This is a genomic window from Bradyrhizobium sp. LeoA1Lang, assembly GCF_055413685.1.
The window spans coordinates 1-20,634 of the sequence record NZ_JBVAPG010000022.1 but is presented as its reverse complement, the minus strand read 5'-3'; the positions used below and the strand labels follow the sequence as shown (position 1 = coordinate 20,634).

The following is a 20,634-nucleotide window of genomic DNA, read 5'->3' as shown; positions in this document are numbered from 1 at the left end:
ATCCTCTAGCTCGATCCTCTAACTGGCCTTGGCGTGCGCGCCGCTACGCATCCAGCCGAGGATGGTTTCGAGCCTTGCGACCACGTCCTGGATTTCCAGGACCTGCTGCATTTTTTCGACATCGACCTCCAGGAGCTGGACGACGACGTCGGCAAGCACGCCCGGCTCGCCGGCATAGCGGTAGAGCGACTGCGGCGGCACCGTGTTGGTGGAGCTCCGATACGCCTCGAAGATCTCACCCGTCAGCGCGAAAGCCTCCGTATCGAGCGCCCGCAACTCTTCGAGGGGCACGACTTCGGCCGCGAGGAAGTCGGCTTCCGCGGGTCTGACGACGGCCACGCGCTTGCCGCAGGAAACCCTTACCTTCTGGTTTCCGTTCGGCAACTCGACGCGGTTCATGATATCGGCGACGACGCCGACCGAATAAAGCGCGTCGAAATCCGGGTCGTCGTCTTCGGCCCGTCGCTGCGTAATCACGACGATGCGCCCATCATTGGCGGCCGCGCTTTCGATCGCGCGCCGCGTCTTCTCGCGCCCGACGAAGATCGGGGAGATCAACTGCGGGAAGAACACGATGTCCCGCATCGGCGCGACGGGGATCACCGTGCCGCCGTTGAGCGACGGGGCAGGGGGACCCTTTCCCTGGGCGGCAACCGGCTGGCTGGACTGGATGGCCGCCGACAGCACGTTCCAGTCGTGAAAGCCCAAGGTCCTGGCGACCAGTTCAAGGCTCTCGCTGTGGCTGACGGATATTGATTTGGCTTTGAGCGCATCGCGCAGCGTCTGCGCCATGGCCTTGGCATCGCGGAAATCGCGCATGGATCGTCCTCTGCTGTAAGCGAACGAGAAATCGTCAGGCGCTTGCGTTGCTGACTCGTTCGCCGGGGCAAAGGAAGCCGGAAGCGGCTCGATACGTTCACCATACCCTGTTCGGGCGCAAGCAGCGGGTCGTATCCACCCGCGGAAAATATGCATGGCGTTCCCGACACTGTCAACGAGTATAGGTGGCTTGTTGCACGCGTCTCGTCAAACCGACGTCACCTTTTGGAGGTTTTGCGCGGGATTTGCGGTGATTTCGCCGTGACGGCCAGCCGCATTTGCGCTACGCAACACCCGACCTCTGGAGCCGAAACAGCATGAGCCGCCGCGTCAAGAGACCATTGTCAAAATCGGGCGATCGTGGTGATCGCCCGAAGGGCGCGCGGCCCTTTCGCAATCGTCACGAGGGCGATCGGCCGCCGATGCATCGCGCGGGTGCAAAGCCGCCGCGCTTTGCCCAGCCGCGGCGGGAGAAATCGGCCCCGCCCGTTGCAGCAGAGCCCGCGAAAGCTGCCGCCGAGCTGCCGTTGCCGACAAAAGTCCAGACCGTCACCGTGACCGCGGACGAGAACAACATGCGCGTCGACCGGTTTCTCGAGGCGCGGTTTCCCGGGCTGTCGTTCTCTCATATCCAGCGCATCGTTCGAAAGGGCGAGCTGCGCGTCAACGGCAAGCGCGCCGACAGCAAGGACCGGTTGGAGGAGGGACAGAGCGTACGCATCCCACCGCTGAAGCTCGATGCCCCGAAGGTGGTTGGTCAGCTCTCCGAGGCCGCGACGAAGACGCTTGCCGCGCTGAAGGAGATGACGCTGTTCGAGGACGCCGACGTGCTGGTGCTGAACAAGCCCGCCGGGCTTGCCGTGCAGGGCGGTTCCGGCACTACGCGCCATGTCGATCAGATGCTGGAAGTGATGCGCGACGCCAAGGGGCAGAAGCCGCGCCTCGTGCACCGGATCGACAAGGAGACCTCGGGCTGCCTCCTGGTCGCGAAGACGCGCTTTGCCGCGACGCATCTGACCGGTGCGTTTCGTTCGCGCTCGGCGCGCAAGATCTATTGGGCGCTGGTGGCCGGCGTGCCGAAGCCGAAACAGGGCCGTATCTCGACCTATCTTGCGAAGGAGGAGGGCGAGGACGACACTATCATGCGGATCGCTGCCCATGGCGATGAGGGCGCAAGCCACGCCGTCACCTACTACGCGGTGGTCGAAACCGCTGCGCAGAAGCTGGGGTGGGTATCGCTGAAGCCGGTCACGGGACGTACCCACCAGTTGCGCGCGCATATGGCGCATATTGGTCACGCGATCGTGGGCGATCCCAAATATTTCAATCGGGAGAATTGGGAACTTCCGGGCGGGTTGCAGAACAGGCTGCATCTGCTCGCGCGGCGCATCGTGATTCCGCATCCGCGCGGCGGGGTCATCGACGTCACCGCACCGTTGCCGCCGCATATGCAGCAATCCTGGAACCTGCTAGGGCTCGACACCAGCCGGTTCGACCCGATCGAGAATGCGCCCGAGGAATAATTTATTTGCGGTTTCAAAGGGGCGTTCCGACATATCCATCATGAGATATTCAGCGCTTGCACTCACCCTTGCCTTGCTGCTTGCCGCGCCCGCAGCGTCGGCACAGTTCATCGCGCCTGGCACTAACCCGAACCTTTTTCCGCCCCCTCCTGCACCGCCGCCGCCACCGAAGATCGTGGCGCCGACGACCCCGATGATGCGCGGAGAACCAGAATCTCAGTTGCCCCGATTGCCAAGTCCCCGCGCGTCGACCCGCCGATCGTTCGGTGACCGTGTCAGAAGCTGTCTCGACGAGGGCGCGGCTGCCGGCCTCGATCCCGCCGATCGCGCCGCCTATTCGCGCAGTTGCGCCGCACGTGACTGAGGCCTGAACTGACTGAAGAGCAGGTCTCTCAGCCGTCATTGCGAGGAGCGAAGCGACGAAGCAATCCACGTCTCCGCAAGTGGCGAAATGGATTGCTTCGCTTCGCTCGCAATGACGGGGGGCGGCAACGGCTGCGGTGCCCACAACGATCTTCCTGATCCCGTCGGCTTTATTTGCCCCGACGCCTGACTTATCCTGTGAGCAGACGAACCCCAACGGAAGCTTGCGAAGACATGCGCGAATTGTTCGATGAAGCGGCGGGACAATCCCCGCTGGATCCGCAGGAGGCGGCGCGCCGCAACGTGCGCGCGCCGCAGCGCAGGCGGTTCTATGGCCGCGCCGATGTCGCCGAGGAGGATGGCGGCTTTGCCGTGACGCTCGATGGCCGGCCGATCCGTACGCCATCGGGAAAGAAGGTGACGGTGCCGTCGTGCGCAATCGCGGACGCCGTCGCTGCCGAGTGGAACGCGCAAGGAGAGATGATCGATCCGCTGACCATGCCGCTGACGCGCTTTGCCAACAGCGTGATCGAGGGCGTGGTTGGTCGCGTCGACGTGGTCGCTGACGACGCCGCAAAATATCTCGGCTCGGATCTGTTGTTCTATCGCGCCGGCCGTCCAGAGGCGCTGGTCGCCCGCGAGGCCGAGCATTGGGATCCGATCCTGTTTTGGGCCGCGGATACGCTCGGCGCGCATTTCATCCTCGCGGAAGGCATCGTGCACGTCGCCCAGCCGGAAAGCGCGATCCAAGCCGCGCGCGAGGCGTTTCCGAGCGATCCATGGTCGGTGGCGGCGCTGCATGTGGTGACGACGCTCACCGGCTCGGCGTTGCTTGCGCTGGCCTTGACCCACGGTTTTCGGGACGCGGCGCAAATCTGGACCGCCGCCCATGTCGACGAGGACTGGAACATCGAGCAGTGGGGCTTGGACGAGGAGGTCGCCGCGCGCCGCGCCGCACGGCTGGTCGATTTCAACGCGGCCACCAGCATCCTGAAGACGCTGAACTGAGTTCCTTTGGCGCAACCGCCACCCGCTAAGTTAACGGGAGGTTTACGGCGCGGAGGTAGGCTCTAGCCTTCCAGCCGAGACCCTCCGACATGGCGCTGACCATCAATCCCGTGCTGCCGGTGCTTTCCGCCAAGGAGGTGGGCAGCGTCGCACCCGATCTCGTGCTGCAGCCGGGCAGCGTGATCAATGCGCAGGTGCTGAAGGTGCTCTCCGCCGACCTGGTCCGGATCGCGATCTCGAGCCTGTCGATCGACGTGCTCTCGGAAGTTCCCTTGAAGGAGGGGCAGGCGCTGCAGCTCGCGGTATCCCAGACCAAGGACGGGATCCGTCTTGCGATGCTCGGGCAGGGCGATGCCGCCGCTGACGACGCGGTGACGCTATCGCCCGACGCGCAGCTCGCCACCGCCAATCCCTCGACGACGGCCCAGCCCAAGAACGTCCTTACGCCGGTGGAGCGCGCGGCTGTCGCCAACGCTACGCAAAATGCGGCGACGGTGCAGCAGAGCCTGGCGCCGCTGTTTGCCAATCTCGGTGCACTGGCCGCCGCGGGTAACCTGCCGCCAAGGCTGCAGCAGGCGATTGCGCAAGTGTTGACGCAGCAGACCCGGCTCGACTCGAGCCTTGACGGCGGCGATATCAAGAATGCGTTCGAGCGCTCCGGCCTGTTCTTCGAGGCGGCGCTGGCCGCCGGCACCGCATCGCCGGCCGCGGGCGTTCCCGATCTGAAGGCCGCGCTGATCGTGCTGCGGCAGACCCTGCTGTCGTCGCTCGGCACGGCGAATGCCGCGCCGCCGGCCTCCACCGCCGCGGGACAGGGCGCGGCACATCCCGCGCTCACCCAAAATCTCGCGCCATCCGATCTCGAGGTCGAGGAAATCCTGCTGCCGCAGGCGCGCGTTCCGGTCGCCGACGATCTCGTGATGCCCGGCACCATCGGCCGGGGCACGTCAAATGCCGGCTCCTCCGCCGGTGCGACGCTGAATCTGCTGCAGGAACTCGGCAATTCCGCGCGTCCGACTGACATCGCCGCCGATGTTACCGTCCACACCAATACGCCGCCACCGCCGTTCCGAGGCGCGCTTCCCACCGCCCAGCCCGTCGCCTCGCCATCGGTCGCGCCGGATATGCCGCTCGCCGCCGCGGCGCATCATCTGCTTGGCGACACCGATGCCGCGTTGGCGCGGCAGACGCTGTTGCAGGTGGCGTCCCTGCCGGACCGCATCGATCCCGCGCATCAGCAGATCGACACCTCGTCGCCGCGCTGGCATTTCGAGATCCCGTTCGCGACGCCGCAGGGCACGGCGATGGCGCAGTTCGAGATTTCCCGTGACGGCGGCGGCGGTGTCGAGGCCGAGGCTGCCAAGCGCATCTGGCGGGCGCGTTTCTCGCTCGATGTCGAACCGGCGGGCCCGGTCCACGCGTTGATCTCGCTCATCGGCGACCAGACGTCGGTGCGGATGTGGGCGGAACGCCCGGCGACCGCCGCGCAGCTTCGCGCTGGCGTGCCGCAGTTGAGCCAGGCGCTGAGCCGGGCCGAGCTTCTGCCCGGCGATATCGTGATCCAGGACGGCGCGCCGCCGCAGGCAACGCCGGCCCGTGCCGGTCATTTCCTGGACCGCGCGCTATGAGCGTCGAGACCAAGAGCCAGCTCGCCGTCGCCCTGCATTACGACCACGGCGGCGCGCCGACGGTGGTCGCCAAGGGTAGGGGGGCGATTGGCGCCAAGATCATCGAGGTCGCAAAAGCCCACGACATCCCGATCGAGGAGAACGAGGTCCTGGCGGGAGCGCTTTCCAATGTCGAGCTCGGCGACGAAATCCCCGTCGAGCTCTACAAGGCCGTCGCGGAAGTGCTGGTGTTCGTGCTCCGCCTGTCGGGCCGCGCTCGGTAAGGTTCTTGCCATCGTTTCATCACGATGGCATCCATCATGGCCTGCTCCTCAAGCCATCAGGTTCTGCCGTGATCAATCGCCGCCAAGCGCTCGGTCTCCTCACTGCCGCGTCCGTTTTGCCAACCCGCAGCCTTGCCAACGTGTCCTACCAGCGCAACGAGTTTCGCGACAGCCTGTCGCGACGATTCTTCGAGCTCGGCACCGAGGGGACCTTCGTCGCCTACAAGGTCGACGACTACCTGATCATCGCCAGCGACAAGCGGAGGTCGAGCGAAGGCAAATTGCCGGCCTCGACCTTCAAGATTCCGAATTCGGTCATCGCGCTGGACACCGGCGTCGTCGAAGATCCCGACAAGGACGTGTTCAAGTGGGACGGCGTGACGCGCAGCATCGAGGCCTGGAACAAGGACCATACGCTGCGTTCGGCGATCGCCGTTTCCGCCGTGCCGGTCTATCAGGAGATCGCACGGCGCATCGGCGAAGAGCGGATGAAGAAATATGTCGATCTGCTCGAATACGGCAACCAAGACATCGGCGGCGGCATCGACCAGTTCTGGCTGACGGGAAACCTGCGCATCGATCCGGTTCAGCAAATCGATTTCGTGGACCGGCTGCGGCGCGGCACGTTGCCGGTCTCCAAGCGCGCCCAGGAATTGACCCGCGACATCCTTCCCGTGACCAAGGTCGGCGACGCCACGATCCGCGCCAAGAGCGGCCTCGTCGGCGCGGAGATCGGCAAGCCTTCGCTCGGCTGGCTGGTCGGCTGGGTCGAGAAGGGGTCCTCCGTCACCGTGTTCGCAATGAACATGGACTGCAAGAACGAGAGCCACATCGCCGCCCGCATGACCGTGACGCAGCAATGCCTCGCCGATATCGTGGCGTATTGATGGGCTGATGCGCGCCCGCGCGTCAAGCCTGAGGCGACTTCGCCTTTCCTATCCGTCCCATATGGGTGAAGCCGAACCCGGCTTGGTATTTCAATCCATAGCCGAGCGCGCGGTCGATGCCGATATGGGCGAGCCAGATCATTGCGATCGAGAGCACCAGCGGCTCGGCGCTCGCAAAGCCAGCGGTCATCAGGGCCACGGGCGCCATATAGCTGTGGGCGGCATTGTAGATGACCGCGCCCTCCTTGGGGCCGATGACATAGCCGGCAAAGCTCAAATCGGGCGCCAGGAACAGGATCGCGTAGACCCACCACGAGCCGCCCCACATCGCATACAGCACCGTCATGCCCACAAACAGCGTCAGCCCCTCCAGCCTGAGCAATAGGCGCACGCCGCCGGTGACCGAGCCGGCCTCGGCTGTGGTGTTATCCATGGTTTCCTCCCCAAATTTGCGCTGATCCAAGTACCGCCCCGTGCCCGGGATTCGGGGCAAGAAGGTGGTTTCCGGTTCAGAAAATGCCGTGTTAGAACCCCGCGCGGGTTCCAGCAGCCAATCACTAGCTAATGCGGGCGGAAGCAAATGAAAGATATCCTCGACACCCTCGAAGAGCGGCGCGCCGGCGCCAAGCTGGGCGGCGGCATCAAGCGCATCGAGGCGCAGCATGCCCGCGGCAAGCTGACGGCGCGGGAGCGCATCGAGCTGCTCCTGGACAAGGGCTCGTTCGAGGAATTCGACATGTTCGTCGAGCACCGCTCGACGGAATTCGGCATGGAGAAGTCCAAGGTTCCTGGCGACGGCGTCGTCACCGGATGGGGCACCGTTAACGGCCGCAAGACCTTCGTCTTCGCCAAGGATTTTACCGTGTTCGGCGGCTCGCTGTCGGAAACGCATGCGCTGAAGATCACCAAGCTGCAGGATATGGCGATGAAGGCGAGGGCGCCGATCATCGGCCTCTATGACGCCGGCGGCGCGCGGATCCAGGAGGGCGTCGCGGCGCTGGCGGGCTATTCCTACGTGTTCCGCCGCAACGTCATCGCCTCCGGCGTGATCCCGCAGATTTCCGTCATCATGGGCCCCTGCGCCGGCGGTGACGTCTATTCGCCTGCCATGACCGACTTCATCTTCATGGTGAAGAACACGAGCTACATGTTCGTGACTGGTCCTGATGTGGTGAAGACCGTGACCAACGAAGTGGTGACCGCCGAGGAGCTCGGCGGCGCCTCGGTGCACGCGACGCGCTCCTCGATCGCCGACGGCGCGTTCGAGAACGACGTCGACGCGCTGTTGCAGATGCGTCGGCTGATCGACTTCCTGCCCTCGAACAACACCGACGGCGTGCCGGAATGGCCGAGCTTCGACGATATCGGCCGGGTCGACATGTCCCTGGACACGCTGATCCCCGATAATCCGAACAAGCCCTATGACATGAAGGAATTGATCCTGAAGGTCGTTGACGAGGGCGACTTCTTCGAGATCTCCGAGACGTTCGCCAAGAACATCGTCACCGGATTCGGCCGCATCGCGGGCCGCACGGTGGGCTTTGTCGCCAACCAGCCGATGGTGCTCGCCGGCGTGCTCGACAGCGATGCGTCGCGCAAGGCCGCGCGCTTTGTTCGTTTTTGCGATGCCTTCAACATCCCGATCGTCACCTTCGTCGACGTGCCCGGCTTCCTGCCCGGCACCGCGCAGGAATATGGCGGCCTGATCAAGCACGGCGCAAAACTGTTGTTCGCCTATTCGCAATGCACGGTGCCGCTCGTCACCATCATCACCCGCAAGGCCTATGGCGGTGCCTTCGACGTCATGGCCTCGAAGGAGATCGGCGCTGACATGAACTATGCCTGGCCGACCGCGCAGATCGCGGTGATGGGCGCCAAGGGCGCGGTCGAGATCATCTTCCGCTCCGACATCGGCGACCCAGACAAGATCGCCGCCCGCACCAAGGAATACGAAGACCGCTTCCTCTCCCCCTTCATCGCCGCCGAGCGCGGCTATATCGACGACGTCATCATGCCGCATTCGACGCGGCGCCGGATCGCGCGGGCACTCGCGATGCTCAAGGACAAGAAGGTCGAGATCCCCGCAAAGAAGCACGACAATTTGCCGTTGTAGGGATGCCGTAGGGCGGATTAGCTTTCTAGCGCAGCTTGAACGAGCAAAGGCAGAAAGTGTAATCCGCCACTCTCTTGCGATCCACACGCCGGACAAGCGAGTGTCAGCTAACTAACACGCCCTACGAGCTGCCGTTCTGATAGGATAGAGTCTCACGTCGCATCAAGCGCTCGAGAAAAGATCGCCTCCTCAGGATTCTTGATTGCTGAAACAATGTTCTCAGCGACTTTCTCGATGAGTTTCTCGCCCCAGAACGGATCGCTTACGTCGTAGTATATCACCCGAATATGTTTGAGATCGAAAGGTACGTCGTCACTGTTCGACGAAACGAGAACAACCGGTTTTTGAAGAGCATGTGCCAAGCCAAGTTCGTAAAAGACGTTCGGGTTTCGAGTTGTCATCTCGCAAATTAGGACTTTGGCTGCGTTGATCCCCGCCCATATCTGATCGATGATCTTCCCAGTTCCGAATATTTCGTTATCAGCGCGCACGGGGCGTAACCCGGCTTTCCTGATCGCTGGCTCATATATGTTTTGATAGTATGCCCCGATGGGTTCGGCGAACGGCATTACTACGAAGCAAGTATCGTTCGCGTCTACTTTAACTCCTTGGGTGATTTTTTTCAGGGTGTCTGATCGCTCGCCGACGCGGTCCGGACCTGCTGTCACATCAAGTACGCGCAGTTTTTCGCCGCGCTGCTCAACAAGGTTTGCGGATTTTAGTGAGCTTATAAAGATATCGGTGAACTCCCCAACCTTCTCCGCAGGAATGTCGAACGTGTCGATCAGCGCGTTTTCGAAGAACTTTCCGTCGGGTAGGTTTTCACCCCGATAGTGACGATAGACATCAGATATATTGGGCGCGCTGAGGATGGCCTCCCGAAGCGCCTCAATTTCTTCGCCTGGTTTCTGAGGTCGAATAGCTTGGCGCGCCAGATCTGTGACCTCTACGTGACCGGGCTTGGGTCGCCGGAGAAAGCCGTACTTCAGCGATGAACTCAGTTCTACCGCATAGGGGCCGTTGTATCCGACTCCAGCAAATCGGGCGGAGTCGCGATCGCTACACTCTCTTCCTGCGTTTTGGTCGATTATGGCCTTTGGTATCCGCAAAGCTTTTTCTACGGAATGCCGCGGATAGGGCGCATTAGCCGTCTTTGCTTTAACTGCCTTCCGCGTAGCCTTCGTCTTCTTGGCCGTTGTTTTCCCCAGCCCCAAATTGTAAGAGTGTAAGCTTGCAACGAGGGAGTAATACAAGCGTTAAATTGCGCTGTCCAACGATCCAGATCGTTGCCGTTGGAGGTAATCGATTTACAAGAGTTGTTCGCGGAGGATCAGATGCCCACTACCCACTTCATCGTCCGTGCCACCGTCACTGATCCCGCGAAACGCGCCGCGTTCGACACATGGTATTCGCGCGAGCATTTGCCGGATGCGCTGAAATCGTTCCGGGCGCAGAAAGCGTGGCGGTGTTGGAGCGCGACTGATCCGTCGCAGCATCTGGCGACTTATCAGTTCGCCGACCAAGACTCGCTTGAGCGCGCGGTTGGTGGCGAGGAGATGAAGCGGCTGATTGCCGACTTCAACCGCGATTGGCCTGATGTCACGCGCACGCGGGAGGTGCTGGTGTTGGCTGAGGAGGTTGCGGCGTAACGCCTGCGCGTCGCGCCTACGCCGCCTTGCCCTGGTTCTTGAACATCTCCGCCGCGCGCTTCTTCAGTTCGTCAGGCGCGACGTCCTCGATATGTGTGCCGAAGAACCATGCGTTGCCCGCGACATCCTTCACGCCGCCGGTGCGGTCGCCGTAGAACTGATCCGCCGGTTCCATGATCGAGGTCGCGCCGGCCTTGATGGCGTTCCGGTAGGCGGTGTCGACGTCGGGCACGTAGAGATAGAGCATCGCGGGCATCGCCTTGGCGTGCTCGGAGGCATCGGCAATCATCACCATGGAATCGCCGATCCTAAGCGTCGCGTGCATGATCGTGCCGTCGGGCCGCAGGGTCGGCTCGTGGTGCTTCCGGGCGCCCAGCGCCTGCTCCAGGAAGCTGATGATCTTCTCGGCGCCTTCCACGATGAGATAGGGCGTCACGGTATGAAACCCGTCCGGAGTTGGTCGTGCCTTCGCCATGGTGTTCTCCTGCGGAGTTGGAGCTGACCCCGTTAACGCAGAGCATCCATTTTGGTCGCATCGTGTCGGCAAAAAAAGATCGTGACGGTCCACGGATGCAGAGGCGCGCGCGATTGCCGCGGCGCTTTTTGTCGCGCCGAGCGCACGCGCAAAGTTCAGCGGGCATTCATCTCGCGGCGGCAACACTGTTCTGGCATCACATGCTGAGTAAGAAAAGGATAATGTTCATGGAACGCCGCCACTTTTTGAAGATTGCATTGGGCGCTGCCGCAGGTGTGGCAACCTTTGCTGCAACCGCGCAAGCCGCGCCGATGGTGCCATTAAGCGAAGACGCGCGGCGGCCTTCCAGCCCGGATGCCCATCCTGCGGTCTCCACCGGCGATGAAGTTGACAACCTCAAGCCCGAACAGGTGCAGTGGCATGGCGGTCATGGGCATCGCGGTCATGGGCATCGTCGCCACGGGCATCCTCACCGGGGCTGGCGCCACCGCCACCGCCACTGGCACCGTCGGCACTGGCGTCGCTGGTGAGGCCGGTCTAGCAGGCCGCCATAAAGCTTGCGTGGTCGGGGAGTCGGAGCTCCAAGCCTATCAATCCGAAAGCCTTTGGTTTCCGAATCTCCGCCACCACTGATCGAAAAAAAAGGGCAGGGACCGCGAGCCGCAGTCCCTGCCCATTATTGTTTGGGCCACTAAAGTTTAGCCCGCTCTGCTCGGCCAATCTGATTGGCCGAGCTTTGTTCGATTACGTTTTAACGAAAGTTTAGAAAGGCCGGCAGCGGCCATGGCGCCAAATGAAGCCGCGGGGGCAGACGCGAGGCGCCACCACGACCCGCGGCGCCGGCCGCACGACGACAACGCGGCCGTTGGGCCGGCAACCGCCATACGGGCCGCGGTGGAAGCCGGGGCCGCAACCACCCGCTGCGTTAGCGGAGCTGAAGCTCGCGACCATGCCAGCCGCAACGACAGCCGCCGCCAGAAGATACTTCATTCTTGTTCTCCCATTGAGTTCTCGCCGCACGCAAATGCGACACAGTGATTCGCCACGCTGGAGTGTCGCAGACGCCGCATCACTTGTCGCGAAGCATAGTTTTCAGGACTGAACGCGATGTGAACGGAGCGGTTGCTTCTTACCGCGGAGCGAAGAAACTCGCCGCCAGCGTTGGGACTCGCCAGTCATTTGCGGGTGCAAATGACGGAGCAATGACGGCGCCAGTTCTTCGTTGCGCTCGCGCGCCGCTATTCGCCGGTCCCGAATAGCGCTGCAAATCGCTTTTCGCCGTTTCGTGAAAAGTTGACCACGCGGCTGCCCGGTGTCGAATCGCGCGCCGCCCATTTCAGCTCGGTGAAGCGCTCCATGAGCGCAGCGCCCAGCGTGCCCGCCAGATGATGCCGCCGCTCGCTCCAGTCGAGGCAGGCCTTGCACACGGGGCGGCGGGGATGGATGAGCGCGTCGGCGTCGATCTGCAGCGCCTTCGCTATGAAGCGCTTGCCTTCGCCGGTCAGCTCCATCGCATCCTTGCTCTGCCGGATCAATCGCTGCTTCTTCATGCTGTCGAGCATTTGAACGCCGAGGTCGCCGGCGAGATGGTCGTAGCAGATCCGCGCGCGGCGGAGCGCGGGGTCCTTCGGCCCGGTGCGCACGCGCATGTGGCCGGCGCGCGCGGCAAGCCCCGCAAGCCCCTCCAGGACACCTGCGACGTCGGTGCCGGTGAGGCGGTAATAGCGGTGGCGACCCTGCTTTTCCGGCTCGATCAGCCCGCCAGTTTCGAGCTTGGAGAGATGCGAGCTCGCGGTCTGCGGCGTAATGCCCGCTTCCTGCGCAAGCTCGCTTGCGGTAAGCGCCCGGCCGCTCAAAAGCGCGGTGAGCATGTTGGCGCGCGCGGGGTCGCCGACCAGCGACGCGACCATGGCAATGTCGGGACCAGCTTTCATAGTTCGATCATAACCGAAGCATTAGTGTCGGACAAGGCGATATTCTCCAAACCGTAGCTGTCATTGCGAGGAGCGCAGCGACGAAGCAATCCATGCCGGCCGCTCGTGGTGGCATGGATTTGCTTTGCTGCGCTCGCAATGACGGTGGAGAACTTGGAGCAGCCCATGACCATCACCGTGTTCATCCGCTACCAGCTCGATCCGTTCAAGCGCGCGCAATTCGAGGAATATTCCAGGCGCTGGCTCGCCATCATTCCGAGATGCGGGGGCGATCTCATCGGCTACTTCATGCCGCATGAGGGTACCAACAACATCGCCTTTGCGCTGATCTCGTTCGAAAGCCTTGCCGCCTATGAGGCCTATCGCGCACGGCTGCGCGCCGACGCGGAGGGTATTGCCAACTTCAATTTCGCCGAGGAACACAAATTCATCCTGGCCGAAGAGCGGACTTTTTTGCGCCCTGTTACGTTGTAAGCTGTCGCTTTGGGCAACGAGGGAGGTGCCGATGATCGCCGTGATCTTCGAGGTCTGGCCGAAGCCGGAACTTCGGCAGCAATATTTCGATCTTGCCGCCGAGTTGCGGCCGATCCTGGAGACCATTGACGGCTTCATTTCCGTGGAGCGCTTCGAAAGCCTGACCGAGAAAGGGAAGTTCCTGTCGATATCGTTCTTCCGCAATGAAGCCGCCGTCGAGGCCTGGCGCAATGTGGTGGAACATCGCAGGTCGCAGGCGAAGGGGCGCGCGGTCATCTTTGAGGACTACCGTATCAGGATCGCCAGCGTGGTCCGCGATTACGGCATGAACGATCGCGCGCAGGCGCCGAAGGACAGCCGTGCCGTTCATGAGCCGCACTAGCGCGTGATACGTCTGGTGTCACCAATCATCGAAAGGAGAGCAAACATGCCGGTCACGACTGCCGAGAAGCGCGCCGCGTTCAGGAAGCTGCACGAGAGCGGTTGCTTCATCCTGCCCAATCCCTTTGACGTGGGCAGCGCCCGCGCACTGCAGCAACTCGGCTTCAAGGCGCTCGCCTCCACCAGCGCCGGCTTTGCCTGGACCATCGGCAAGGCCGACAACCGCGTCACGGTTGATGATGTCGTCAACCATCTGACGGCGCTCTGCGCCGCCGTCGATCTGCCCGTCAACGCCGATTTCGAAGGCGGCTTTGCCGTCGAGCCGGACAAGGTCGCCACCAACGTCGCCCGCGGCGTCAGGACGGGTGTCGCGGGGCTCTCGATCGAGGACTCGACTGGAGATGCGGCAGAGCCGCTGTACGATTCCAGCCTGGCGGTCGAGCGCATCAAGGCGGCGCGCAAGGCGATCGACGCCGAGGATAGCGGCGTTCTGCTCACCGGCCGCTGCGAAGCCTTCCTGTGGGGACGGAACGATCTCAATCTCGTCATTGAGCGGCTGCAAGGCTATTCCGCCGCCGGCGCCGATTGCCTCTATGCGCCCGGCATCAAGACGAAGGAAGAGATCGCGGCGGTCGTGAAGGCCGTGCATCCCAAGCCGGTCAATCTCCTGAACGCTTCCGGCCTGTCGCTGCAGGAAGCCACTGACCTCGGCGTGCGCCGCATCAGCGTCGGCGGCTCGCTGGCGCGCGCCGCCTGGGCCGGCTTCATGAAAGCCGCACGCGAGATGGCGGAGCAGGGGACCTTCACCGAGCTCGGCCACGGCTATCCCGGCGGCGAGCTCAACAAGATGTTCAAGTAGCGGTTCAACAAGAACACGGCGGGCCAATCGGTGCCCGCCGTGCGAGAGTGTCGATACCTCTTACTTGTTGCTGTCCGGTTTGGCCGAATGGTCGACGTCCTGGCCGGTCGGATTAGACTGCGGCGGTGTCGGGCGGTTGGTCGCCGCGCCGGTGGTCGTGCCGGGGTCGGTGTTGGCCTTCGGCATGGTCGATGGAGATGCAGGGTTGGCCGGCTGGTTCTGCGCGCTCTGCGACGGCGGCGTCGTGCCGGCATTGTTAACGGACGTGTTGTTCAGGCCATAGAACACTGCGCCAAGCACCACCGCGATCGCAATCGCGAACATCGCGATCTTCGCTCCGCTGGCCGGGCCCTCGGCAAGCTCCGGATCCGGCTGCAACTCATTGTCCAGATTGTCGAGACGCGCCTGATGGCGGATCTCTTCCTCGGTCATATTGCTGCGATTAGGGTCATTCGGTTGGTTTGCCATTGGGTTTCCTCCGTTAGCCTAGGTTACAACTCGCCAACGCTCCCCGACGTTCCCGTGATCCCGCGCGCGGAGAAGAACGCACTGCACAAAACGCGCAAACGAGAATCGCGCGGCCACCTGACGCCGTCGCCGCATCCACCTGCGCGCCGCCGCTCCTCCAGGGACCCAACGGCGTTTCGCGCAACACCCCTCCGACGCACGAAGCGAAAACAAACCCGATCATTCCAGGCACGAAATTGCGAACTTCGAAAGCGAGGCGCCTGCGCACAGAATTGTGCTGCGCGGCCTTCGAAAACCGACATAGACTGGTTCTAAAGCGCTTGGATGACTAGCTAAAATCAGTCGTCCCGACCAGGAATACGAGGGCTTAGATGGGAATCAACCAGGGTCCGATCAGTCTCGACCAGAAGTATACCCAGGGCACCGGCCATATCTTCCTGACCGGCATCCAGGCCCTGGTCCGCCTGCCGATGGCGCAGATCCGCCGCGACCGCGCGGCCGGCCTCAACACCGCGGGCTTCATCTCCGGCTACCGCGGCTCCCCGCTTGGTGGCTACGACCAGCAGCTCTTCGCGGCCAAGCATCACCTCGAGCAGTACAAGATCAAGTTCCAGCCCGGCGTGAACGAGGACCTGGCTGCCACCGCGATTTGGGGCTCGCAGCAGCTCCACCTCTCGCCCGGCGCCAACTACGACGGCGTGGTCGGCATCTGGTACGGCAAGGGCCCCGGCGTCGACCGCTGCGGCGACGTGTTCCGTCACGGCAATGCGGCAGGCTCCGCCAAGCATGGCGGCGTGCTGTGTCTCGCCGGCGACGACCATGGCGCCAAATCCTCCACCGTCCCGCACCAGTCGGACCACGCCTTCATCTCGGCGCTGATGCCCTATCTCTATCCGTCCAGCATCCATGAGATGATCGAGATGGGCCTCTTGGGCATCGCGATGTCGCGCTACTCCGGCTGCTGGGTCGGCATGAAGGTGATCACGGAAACGGTCGAGACCACGGCCGAGATCGACCTCAGCGACGAGATGACACCGTTCGTGATCCCGACCGATTTCGAGCTGCCGCCGGGCGGGCTGAACATCCGCTGGCCGGACGATCGCTTCGACCAGGATCGGCGCCTGCAAGACTACAAGGGCTATGCGGCGATCGCCTTTGCCCGTGCGAACAAGGTCAACCGCATCACCATGGATTCGCCGAACGCGCGCTACGGCATCATGGCGTCCGGCAAGAGCTATGAGGACATCCGTCAGGCGCTGCGCGAGCTCGGCATTACGCCGGAGATCGCCGCCAAGATCGGCATCCGCCTCTACAAGATCGGCATGCCCTGGCCGCTCGAGCCGGAAGGCGTGCGTAACTTTGCCGTTGGCCTGGAGGAGATCTTCATCGTCGAGGAACGGCGCGAGATCGTCGAGAACCAGGTCAAGCAGGAGCTGTTCAACTGGCGCGACGACGTCCGCCCGCGCATCGTCGGCAAGATGGACGAGCACGAGAAACGCTTCCTGACCTTCGCCGCCGAGCTCAGCGTCGCCTCGCTCGCAAGCTCGCTGACCGAGCGCCTGCTTCGGCTCAATCTCAACCCAGAGATCGCCGAGATGCTGCGTGCCAAGGCCGACTGGTTCAACGGCCGCCAGGCGACGCAAATGCAGGCCACATCCCCGATCGCCCGCGTCCCGTATTTCTGCTCGGGCTGCCCGCACAACACGTCAACAAAGGTGCCGGAAGGCAGCCGTGCCATGGCCGGCATCGGCTGTCACTTCATGGCGCTGTGGATGAACCGCAACACCGAGACCTTCACCCATATGGGCGGGGAGGGCGTGCCGTGGGTCGGCATCGCGCCGTTCACCAACGAGAACCACATCTTCGCCAATCTCGGCGATGGCACCTATTTCCATTCCGGCATTCTGGCGATCCGGCAGGCGATCGCTTCCAAGGCCAACATCACCTACAAGATCCTCTACAACGACGCGGTCGCGATGACCGGCGGCCAGCGCCACGACGGCGACCTGTCGCCGCAGCAGATCACCTTCCAGCTCCACGCCGAAGGCATCCGCGAGATCTACCTCGTCTCCGAAAATCCCGACGCCTATCCGGCCAGCACCATCGCGCCGGGTGTGAAGCTCGCTCATCGCGACGAGCTCGAGAACGTCATGAAGGCGTGCCGCGAGTTCAAGGGCACCTCCGCGATCGTGTTCGTGCAGACCTGCGCCGCTGAAAAACGCCGCCGCCGCAAGCGCGGCCTGATGGAGGACCCGCAGCGCCGCGTTCTGATCAATCCCGCCGTCTGCGAGGGCTGCGGCGACTGCTCGGTGCAGTCGAACTGCATCTCGGTCGAGCCGCTGGAGACCGAATTCGGCCGCAAGCGCACCATCAACCAGTCGACCTGCAACAAGGACTATTCGTGCGTGAAGGGTTTTTGCCCGTCCTTCGTCACCGTCGATGGCGGCAAGCTGCGCCGCCGCGCGCCGCCGGATCTCGGCGCCATCGGTGACCTGCCAGAGCCGGCCACCCGGCCATCGCTGGAGCGTCCGTATAATATCGCGGTCGGCGGCGTCGGCGGCACCGGCGTGCTGACGATTGGCGCACTGCTCGGCATGGCCGCGCATATCGAAGGCAAGGCCAGCATGATCCTGGACATGTCGGGCCTCGCGCAAAAGGGCGGGGCGGTGCTGAGCCACGTCCGCTTGTCCGATCATCCGGCCGACGTCACCTGTTCGCGCATCGTCACCGGCACCGCCGATCTCGTGCTGGCCGCCGACGAGGTGGTCGCCGCGTCGAAGGAGACGATCACGCTCTGCGAACCCAGCCGCACGGCCGGCATCATCAACAGCCATGTGATCCCGACCGCGGATTTCATTCTCAACCGCGACTTCAACTTCCAGGTTCCCAAGGTGAACTCGGTGCTGGAGAACGCCCTGCGCCAGCACTCCGCTTTCTTCGATTTCACCAGGCCGGCTGAAGCCCTGCTTGGCGACAGCATCGCCACCAACATCATGATGATGGGCTACGCCTATCAGAAGGGCCTGCTGCCGCTGTCGGCAGCTTCGATCGAGCAGGCGATCGAGGTCAACGGCGTCTCGATCAAGATGAACAAGGACGCCTTCCAGCTCGGCCGTCTTGCCGCCGCCGATCCGGCGCGGCTGGCCGAGATGATGAAGGACCAGGACGAGCCGGTGGTGCCGAAGACGCTGGATGCCATGACGCTGGACGAGATCATCGCCCACCGCAGCGCCCATCTCACCGCCTACCAGAATGGCAGATTGGCAAAACGCTATCGCAAACTGGTCGACCAGGTGCGCGATGCCGCCACCAAGGGCGGCTATGGCGAAGCACTGCCGCGGGCGGTTGCGATCAACTACGCCAAATTGCTCGCCTACAAGGACGAGTATGAGGTGGCGCGGCTCTACACCGACGGCCGGTTCGAGCACCAGCTTCGCGAGCAGTTCGAAGGCGATTTCAAGTTCAACTTCAACCTCGCTCCACCGATCTTGGCGCGCGGCGTCGATGCCCAGGGCCGCCCGAAGAAGCGCGCCTTCGGTCCGTGGATGCTGAATGCCTTCCGCGTGCTGGCCAGGCTGCGTTTCCTGCGCGGTACACCGCTCGACATCTTCGGCTACAGCGCCGACCGCAAGCTCGAGCGCGACTTGATCGCAGGCTACGAGAAGGACGTCGCGACGGTGCTCGGTCTCCTGTCGCCGGCCACGGTCGAGACCGCTGTCGAATTGCTGTCGCTGCCCGACCGCATCCGCGGCTACGGCCCGGTGAAGGAAAAGGCGGTGCAGGACGCAAAAGCCCGCTACGCCCAACTCGCCGCCGACCTGGCCAACCCGCCGCCGGCCCCGCGCCAGATGGCAGCCGAGTAGGGCACTGCCGTAGGGTGGGCAAAGCGGAGCGTGCCCACCTTTCTTGCACCGAACGTGGATGGTGGGCACGCTCCGCTTTGCCCACCCTACGATCCTGTGCCGCGTCTCCCTCGATGTTTGCCCTCTCGCCGCACGGAATATTTCCGCGCTTGCCAAGGCCTGCCTGACGGTCCAGAAAAACGCTCGCACTAGAAACGCCAGCGGAGAACGAGTTGACCATCAAAGGCAAGGCTTACATTGCCGGCATCTATGAGCATCCCACCCGGCATGCTCCCGACAAATCCACCGCGCAGCTCCATGCCGAGGTCGCCAAGGGCGCGATCGAGGATGCGGGGCTGACCAAGGACGATATCGACGGCTATTTCCTCGCCGGCGACGCGCCCGGCGGGCTCTGGCCGATGGTCGATTATCTCGGCCTCAAAGTACGTCATGTCGATTCCACCGAGACCGGCGGCTGTTCCTATCTGATCCATCTCGGCCATGCCGCGCAGGCGATCGCCGCCGGCAAATGTTCGATCGCGCTGGTGACGCTCGCCGGCAAGCCGCGCACCGGGGTGATGCCGCCGCGCGCCGCCGGCGCCGAGGCCGATTTCGAGTCCGCCTACGGGGCTACCACGCATAACGCCTACGGTATGTGTGCCATGCGCCACATGCACGATTACGGCACCACCAGCGAGCAGCTCGCCTGGATCAAGGTCGCCGCGTCCCATCACGCGCAATACAACCCCCACGCGATGCTGAAGGAAGTCGTCACCGTCGAGGACGTGCTGAACTCGCCGATGATCTCCGATCCGCTGCATCGCATGGATTGCTGCGTCGTCACCGACGGCGGCGGCGCGATGATCGTCACCACGCCCGAGATCGCCAGGAGCCTGAAGAAGCCGCTGGTGCGCCTGATCGGCCATGGCGAAGCGATGAAGGGCCCGCGCGGCGGCAAGGATCTCGATCTCACTTATTCGGCCGGCGTGTGGTCCGGCCCGCGCGCCTTCGAGGAAGCGGGCGTGACGCCGAAGGATATCAAGTATGCGTCGATCTACGACAGCTTCACCATCACCGTGCTGATGCAGCTCGAAGACCTAGGCTTCTGCAAGAAAGGCGAGGGCGGCAAGTTCGTCGCCGACGGCAATTTGATTTCCGGCGTCGGCAAATTGCCGTTCAACACCGACGGCGGCGGGCTCTGCAGCAACCATCCCGTCAACCGCGGCGGCATGACCAAGATCCTCGAAGCTGTCAGGCAATTGCGCGGCGAAGCGCATCCGAAGGTGCAGGTGCCCAATTGCGATCTTGCGATTGCGCATGGCACCGGCGGCCTGCTCGGCGTCCGCCACGCCGCCTCGACCTGCATTCTGGAGCGCGTGTGATGACTGAAGCGAAGAAATACAATGCGCCGGTGACGAACCCGGAAAGCGCGCCGTTCTGGGAAGCGGCCAAGCAAGGCAAGTTCCTGATCAAGCGCTGCACCGCCTGCGGCGAGCCGCATTACTTCCCGCGTTCGATCTGCCCGTTCTGCTTCTCCGACAAGACGGTGTGGGAAGAGAGTTCGGGCGAGGCGACGGTCTATACCTACAGTCTGATGCGAAAGTCGCCGACCGGTCCATATGCGATCGCCTATGTCACGCTGAAGGAAGGCCCGTCGCTGCAGACCAATATCGTCGACTGCGACCTGGACAAGATCAGGATCGGCCAGAAGGTGAAGGTGGTGTGGAAGCCAACCGACGGCGCGCCATTGCCGTTCTTCACGGTGGCCTAAAAAATACCTTCTCCCCTTGTGGGAGAAGGTGGCGCGCATGCAATGCGCGTCGGATGAGCGACTATCTGGATTGTCAAGTTGCATTGGCGTAAGCGGCACGCGCCTCGCGTGCTTTGGCGTTGAGGCGGACCAGGAGCTTACGGGCGAGCGCAATGCGAATGACCATTTTTTCCTTTC

The 20,634-nt window shown here is 63.2% G+C and carries 21 protein-coding genes and 1 pseudogene; 14 read left to right on the top strand and 8 right to left on the bottom strand.

Translation table 11 applies throughout. From position 1 onward, the window contains the following. Positions 1-18: 18 nt before the first annotated feature. Positions 19-819, bottom strand: a complete 801-nt coding sequence (locus ACZYOF_RS10515; protein WP_463715724.1) for an LON peptidase substrate-binding domain-containing protein — start codon at positions 817-819, stop codon at positions 19-21. 317 nt (positions 820-1,136) lie between these two features. On the opposite strand from ACZYOF_RS10515, the gene ACZYOF_RS10510 reads away from it, so the two are divergent. The 5 genes from ACZYOF_RS10510 to blaOXA all read left to right on the top strand — a co-directional run bounded on the left by ACZYOF_RS10510 (position 1,137) and on the right by blaOXA (position 6,491). Next, complete coding sequence (locus ACZYOF_RS10510) at positions 1,137-2,342, top strand: RluA family pseudouridine synthase (RefSeq protein WP_463715723.1); 1,206 nt, start codon at positions 1,137-1,139, stop codon at positions 2,340-2,342. 597 nt (positions 2,343-2,939) lie between these two features. Next, positions 2,940-3,713, top strand: a complete 774-nt coding sequence (locus tag ACZYOF_RS10505) for an ATP12 family chaperone protein (RefSeq protein ID WP_463715722.1) — start codon at positions 2,940-2,942, stop codon at positions 3,711-3,713. A gap of 89 nt (positions 3,714-3,802) precedes the next feature. Then, on the top strand, positions 3,803-5,341 hold the full coding sequence (fliK, locus tag ACZYOF_RS10500; RefSeq protein ID WP_463715721.1) for a flagellar hook-length control protein FliK: 1,539 nt from the start codon (positions 3,803-3,805) through the stop codon (positions 5,339-5,341). Beyond that, a complete protein-coding gene (locus ACZYOF_RS10495) occupies positions 5,338-5,604 on the top strand; it encodes an EscU/YscU/HrcU family type III secretion system export apparatus switch protein (protein ID WP_463715720.1) in 267 nt (88 codons plus the stop codon). Before fliK ends, ACZYOF_RS10495 begins: the two co-directional genes overlap by 4 nt. 68 nt (positions 5,605-5,672) lie before the next feature. Continuing rightward, positions 5,673-6,491 (top strand): class D beta-lactamase, encoded by an 819-nt coding sequence (gene blaOXA / locus ACZYOF_RS10490; protein WP_463715743.1) that lies wholly within the window; start codon positions 5,673-5,675, stop codon positions 6,489-6,491. 22 nt (positions 6,492-6,513) lie between these two features. Here blaOXA and ACZYOF_RS10485 read toward each other — a convergent pair whose 3' ends face one another. Continuing rightward, complete coding sequence (locus ACZYOF_RS10485) at positions 6,514-6,924, bottom strand: DUF4260 domain-containing protein (RefSeq protein WP_463715719.1); 411 nt, start codon at positions 6,922-6,924, stop codon at positions 6,514-6,516. A gap of 147 nt (positions 6,925-7,071) precedes the next feature. Here ACZYOF_RS10485 and ACZYOF_RS10480 point away from each other — a divergent pair, with 147 nt between their 5' ends. Then, positions 7,072-8,604: an acyl-CoA carboxylase subunit beta gene (locus tag ACZYOF_RS10480; RefSeq protein ID WP_463715718.1), complete on the top strand. Its 1,533-nt coding sequence runs from the start codon at positions 7,072-7,074 to the stop codon at positions 8,602-8,604. Positions 8,605-8,756: 152 nt separating this feature from the next. Here the strand turns inward: ACZYOF_RS10480 and ACZYOF_RS10475 are convergent, their stop codons facing one another. Continuing rightward, a complete protein-coding gene (locus ACZYOF_RS10475) occupies positions 8,757-9,857 on the bottom strand; it encodes a hypothetical protein (RefSeq protein ID WP_463715717.1) in 1,101 nt (366 codons plus the stop codon). Between the two features lie 81 nt (positions 9,858-9,938). On the opposite strand from ACZYOF_RS10475, the gene ACZYOF_RS10470 reads away from it, so the two are divergent. Further along, positions 9,939-10,253 (top strand): EthD domain-containing protein, encoded by a 315-nt coding sequence (locus ACZYOF_RS10470; protein ID WP_463715742.1) that lies wholly within the window; start codon positions 9,939-9,941, stop codon positions 10,251-10,253. 16 nt (positions 10,254-10,269) lie between these two features. Here the strand turns inward: ACZYOF_RS10470 and ACZYOF_RS10465 are convergent, their stop codons facing one another. After that, a complete protein-coding gene (locus ACZYOF_RS10465) occupies positions 10,270-10,728 on the bottom strand; it encodes a VOC family protein (protein WP_130584394.1) in 459 nt (152 codons plus the stop codon). 17 nt (positions 10,729-10,745) lie between these two features. Here ACZYOF_RS10465 and ACZYOF_RS10460 point away from each other — a divergent pair, with 17 nt between their 5' ends. After that, positions 10,746-11,258 (top strand): hypothetical protein, encoded by a 513-nt coding sequence (locus ACZYOF_RS10460; RefSeq protein ID WP_463715716.1) that lies wholly within the window; start codon positions 10,746-10,748, stop codon positions 11,256-11,258. A 232-nt stretch (positions 11,259-11,490) separates the two neighbouring features. Here the strand turns inward: ACZYOF_RS10460 and ACZYOF_RS10455 are convergent, their stop codons facing one another. Continuing rightward, positions 11,491-11,718 carry a GCG_CRPN prefix-to-repeats domain-containing protein gene (locus tag ACZYOF_RS10455; RefSeq protein ID WP_282530737.1) on the bottom strand — a complete coding sequence of 76 codons (228 nt, stop codon included), beginning with the start codon at positions 11,716-11,718 and terminating at the stop codon, positions 11,491-11,493. A 248-nt stretch (positions 11,719-11,966) separates the two neighbouring features. Next, positions 11,967-12,662 (bottom strand): ArsR/SmtB family transcription factor, encoded by a 696-nt coding sequence (locus ACZYOF_RS10450; protein ID WP_165421400.1) that lies wholly within the window; start codon positions 12,660-12,662, stop codon positions 11,967-11,969. Positions 12,663-12,827: 165 nt separating this feature from the next. On the opposite strand from ACZYOF_RS10450, the gene ACZYOF_RS10445 reads away from it, so the two are divergent. From ACZYOF_RS10445 to ACZYOF_RS10435, 3 genes are read left to right on the top strand one after another with little or no spacing between them, the layout of a single operon-like run. Next, positions 12,828-13,136, top strand: a complete 309-nt coding sequence (locus ACZYOF_RS10445) for an NIPSNAP family protein (protein WP_463715715.1) — start codon at positions 12,828-12,830, stop codon at positions 13,134-13,136. A 31-nt stretch (positions 13,137-13,167) separates the two neighbouring features. Beyond that, positions 13,168-13,518, top strand: a complete 351-nt coding sequence (locus ACZYOF_RS10440) for an antibiotic biosynthesis monooxygenase family protein (RefSeq protein WP_282530736.1) — start codon at positions 13,168-13,170, stop codon at positions 13,516-13,518. A 45-nt stretch (positions 13,519-13,563) separates the two neighbouring features. Then, entirely contained in the window at positions 13,564-14,376 is an 813-nt protein-coding gene (locus tag ACZYOF_RS10435; RefSeq protein WP_463715714.1) for an isocitrate lyase/PEP mutase family protein, read from the top strand. Between the two features lie 60 nt (positions 14,377-14,436). Here ACZYOF_RS10435 and ACZYOF_RS10430 read toward each other — a convergent pair whose 3' ends face one another. Then, on the bottom strand, positions 14,437-14,844 hold the full coding sequence (locus ACZYOF_RS10430) for a hypothetical protein (RefSeq protein WP_463715713.1): 408 nt from the start codon (positions 14,842-14,844) through the stop codon (positions 14,437-14,439). Positions 14,845-15,215: 371 nt separating this feature from the next. Here ACZYOF_RS10430 and ACZYOF_RS10425 point away from each other — a divergent pair, with 371 nt between their 5' ends. From ACZYOF_RS10425 to ACZYOF_RS10415, 3 genes are all read left to right on the top strand, one after another. Beyond that, positions 15,216-18,707: an indolepyruvate ferredoxin oxidoreductase family protein gene (locus tag ACZYOF_RS10425; protein ID WP_463715712.1), complete on the top strand. Its 3,492-nt coding sequence runs from the start codon at positions 15,216-15,218 to the stop codon at positions 18,705-18,707. A gap of 212 nt (positions 18,708-18,919) precedes the next feature. After that, positions 18,920-20,068: a thiolase domain-containing protein gene (locus ACZYOF_RS10420; RefSeq protein ID WP_463715711.1), complete on the top strand. Its 1,149-nt coding sequence runs from the start codon at positions 18,920-18,922 to the stop codon at positions 20,066-20,068. Then, on the top strand, positions 20,068-20,457 hold the full coding sequence (locus tag ACZYOF_RS10415; RefSeq protein ID WP_282530731.1) for a Zn-ribbon domain-containing OB-fold protein: 390 nt from the start codon (positions 20,068-20,070) through the stop codon (positions 20,455-20,457). Before ACZYOF_RS10420 ends, ACZYOF_RS10415 begins: the two co-directional genes overlap by 1 nt. Positions 20,458-20,530: 73 nt before the next feature. On the opposite strand, the pseudogene ACZYOF_RS10410 reads toward ACZYOF_RS10415, so the two are convergent. Beyond that, a pseudogene (locus tag ACZYOF_RS10410) lies at positions 20,531-20,634 on the bottom strand (IS110 family transposase); the annotation flags it as partial.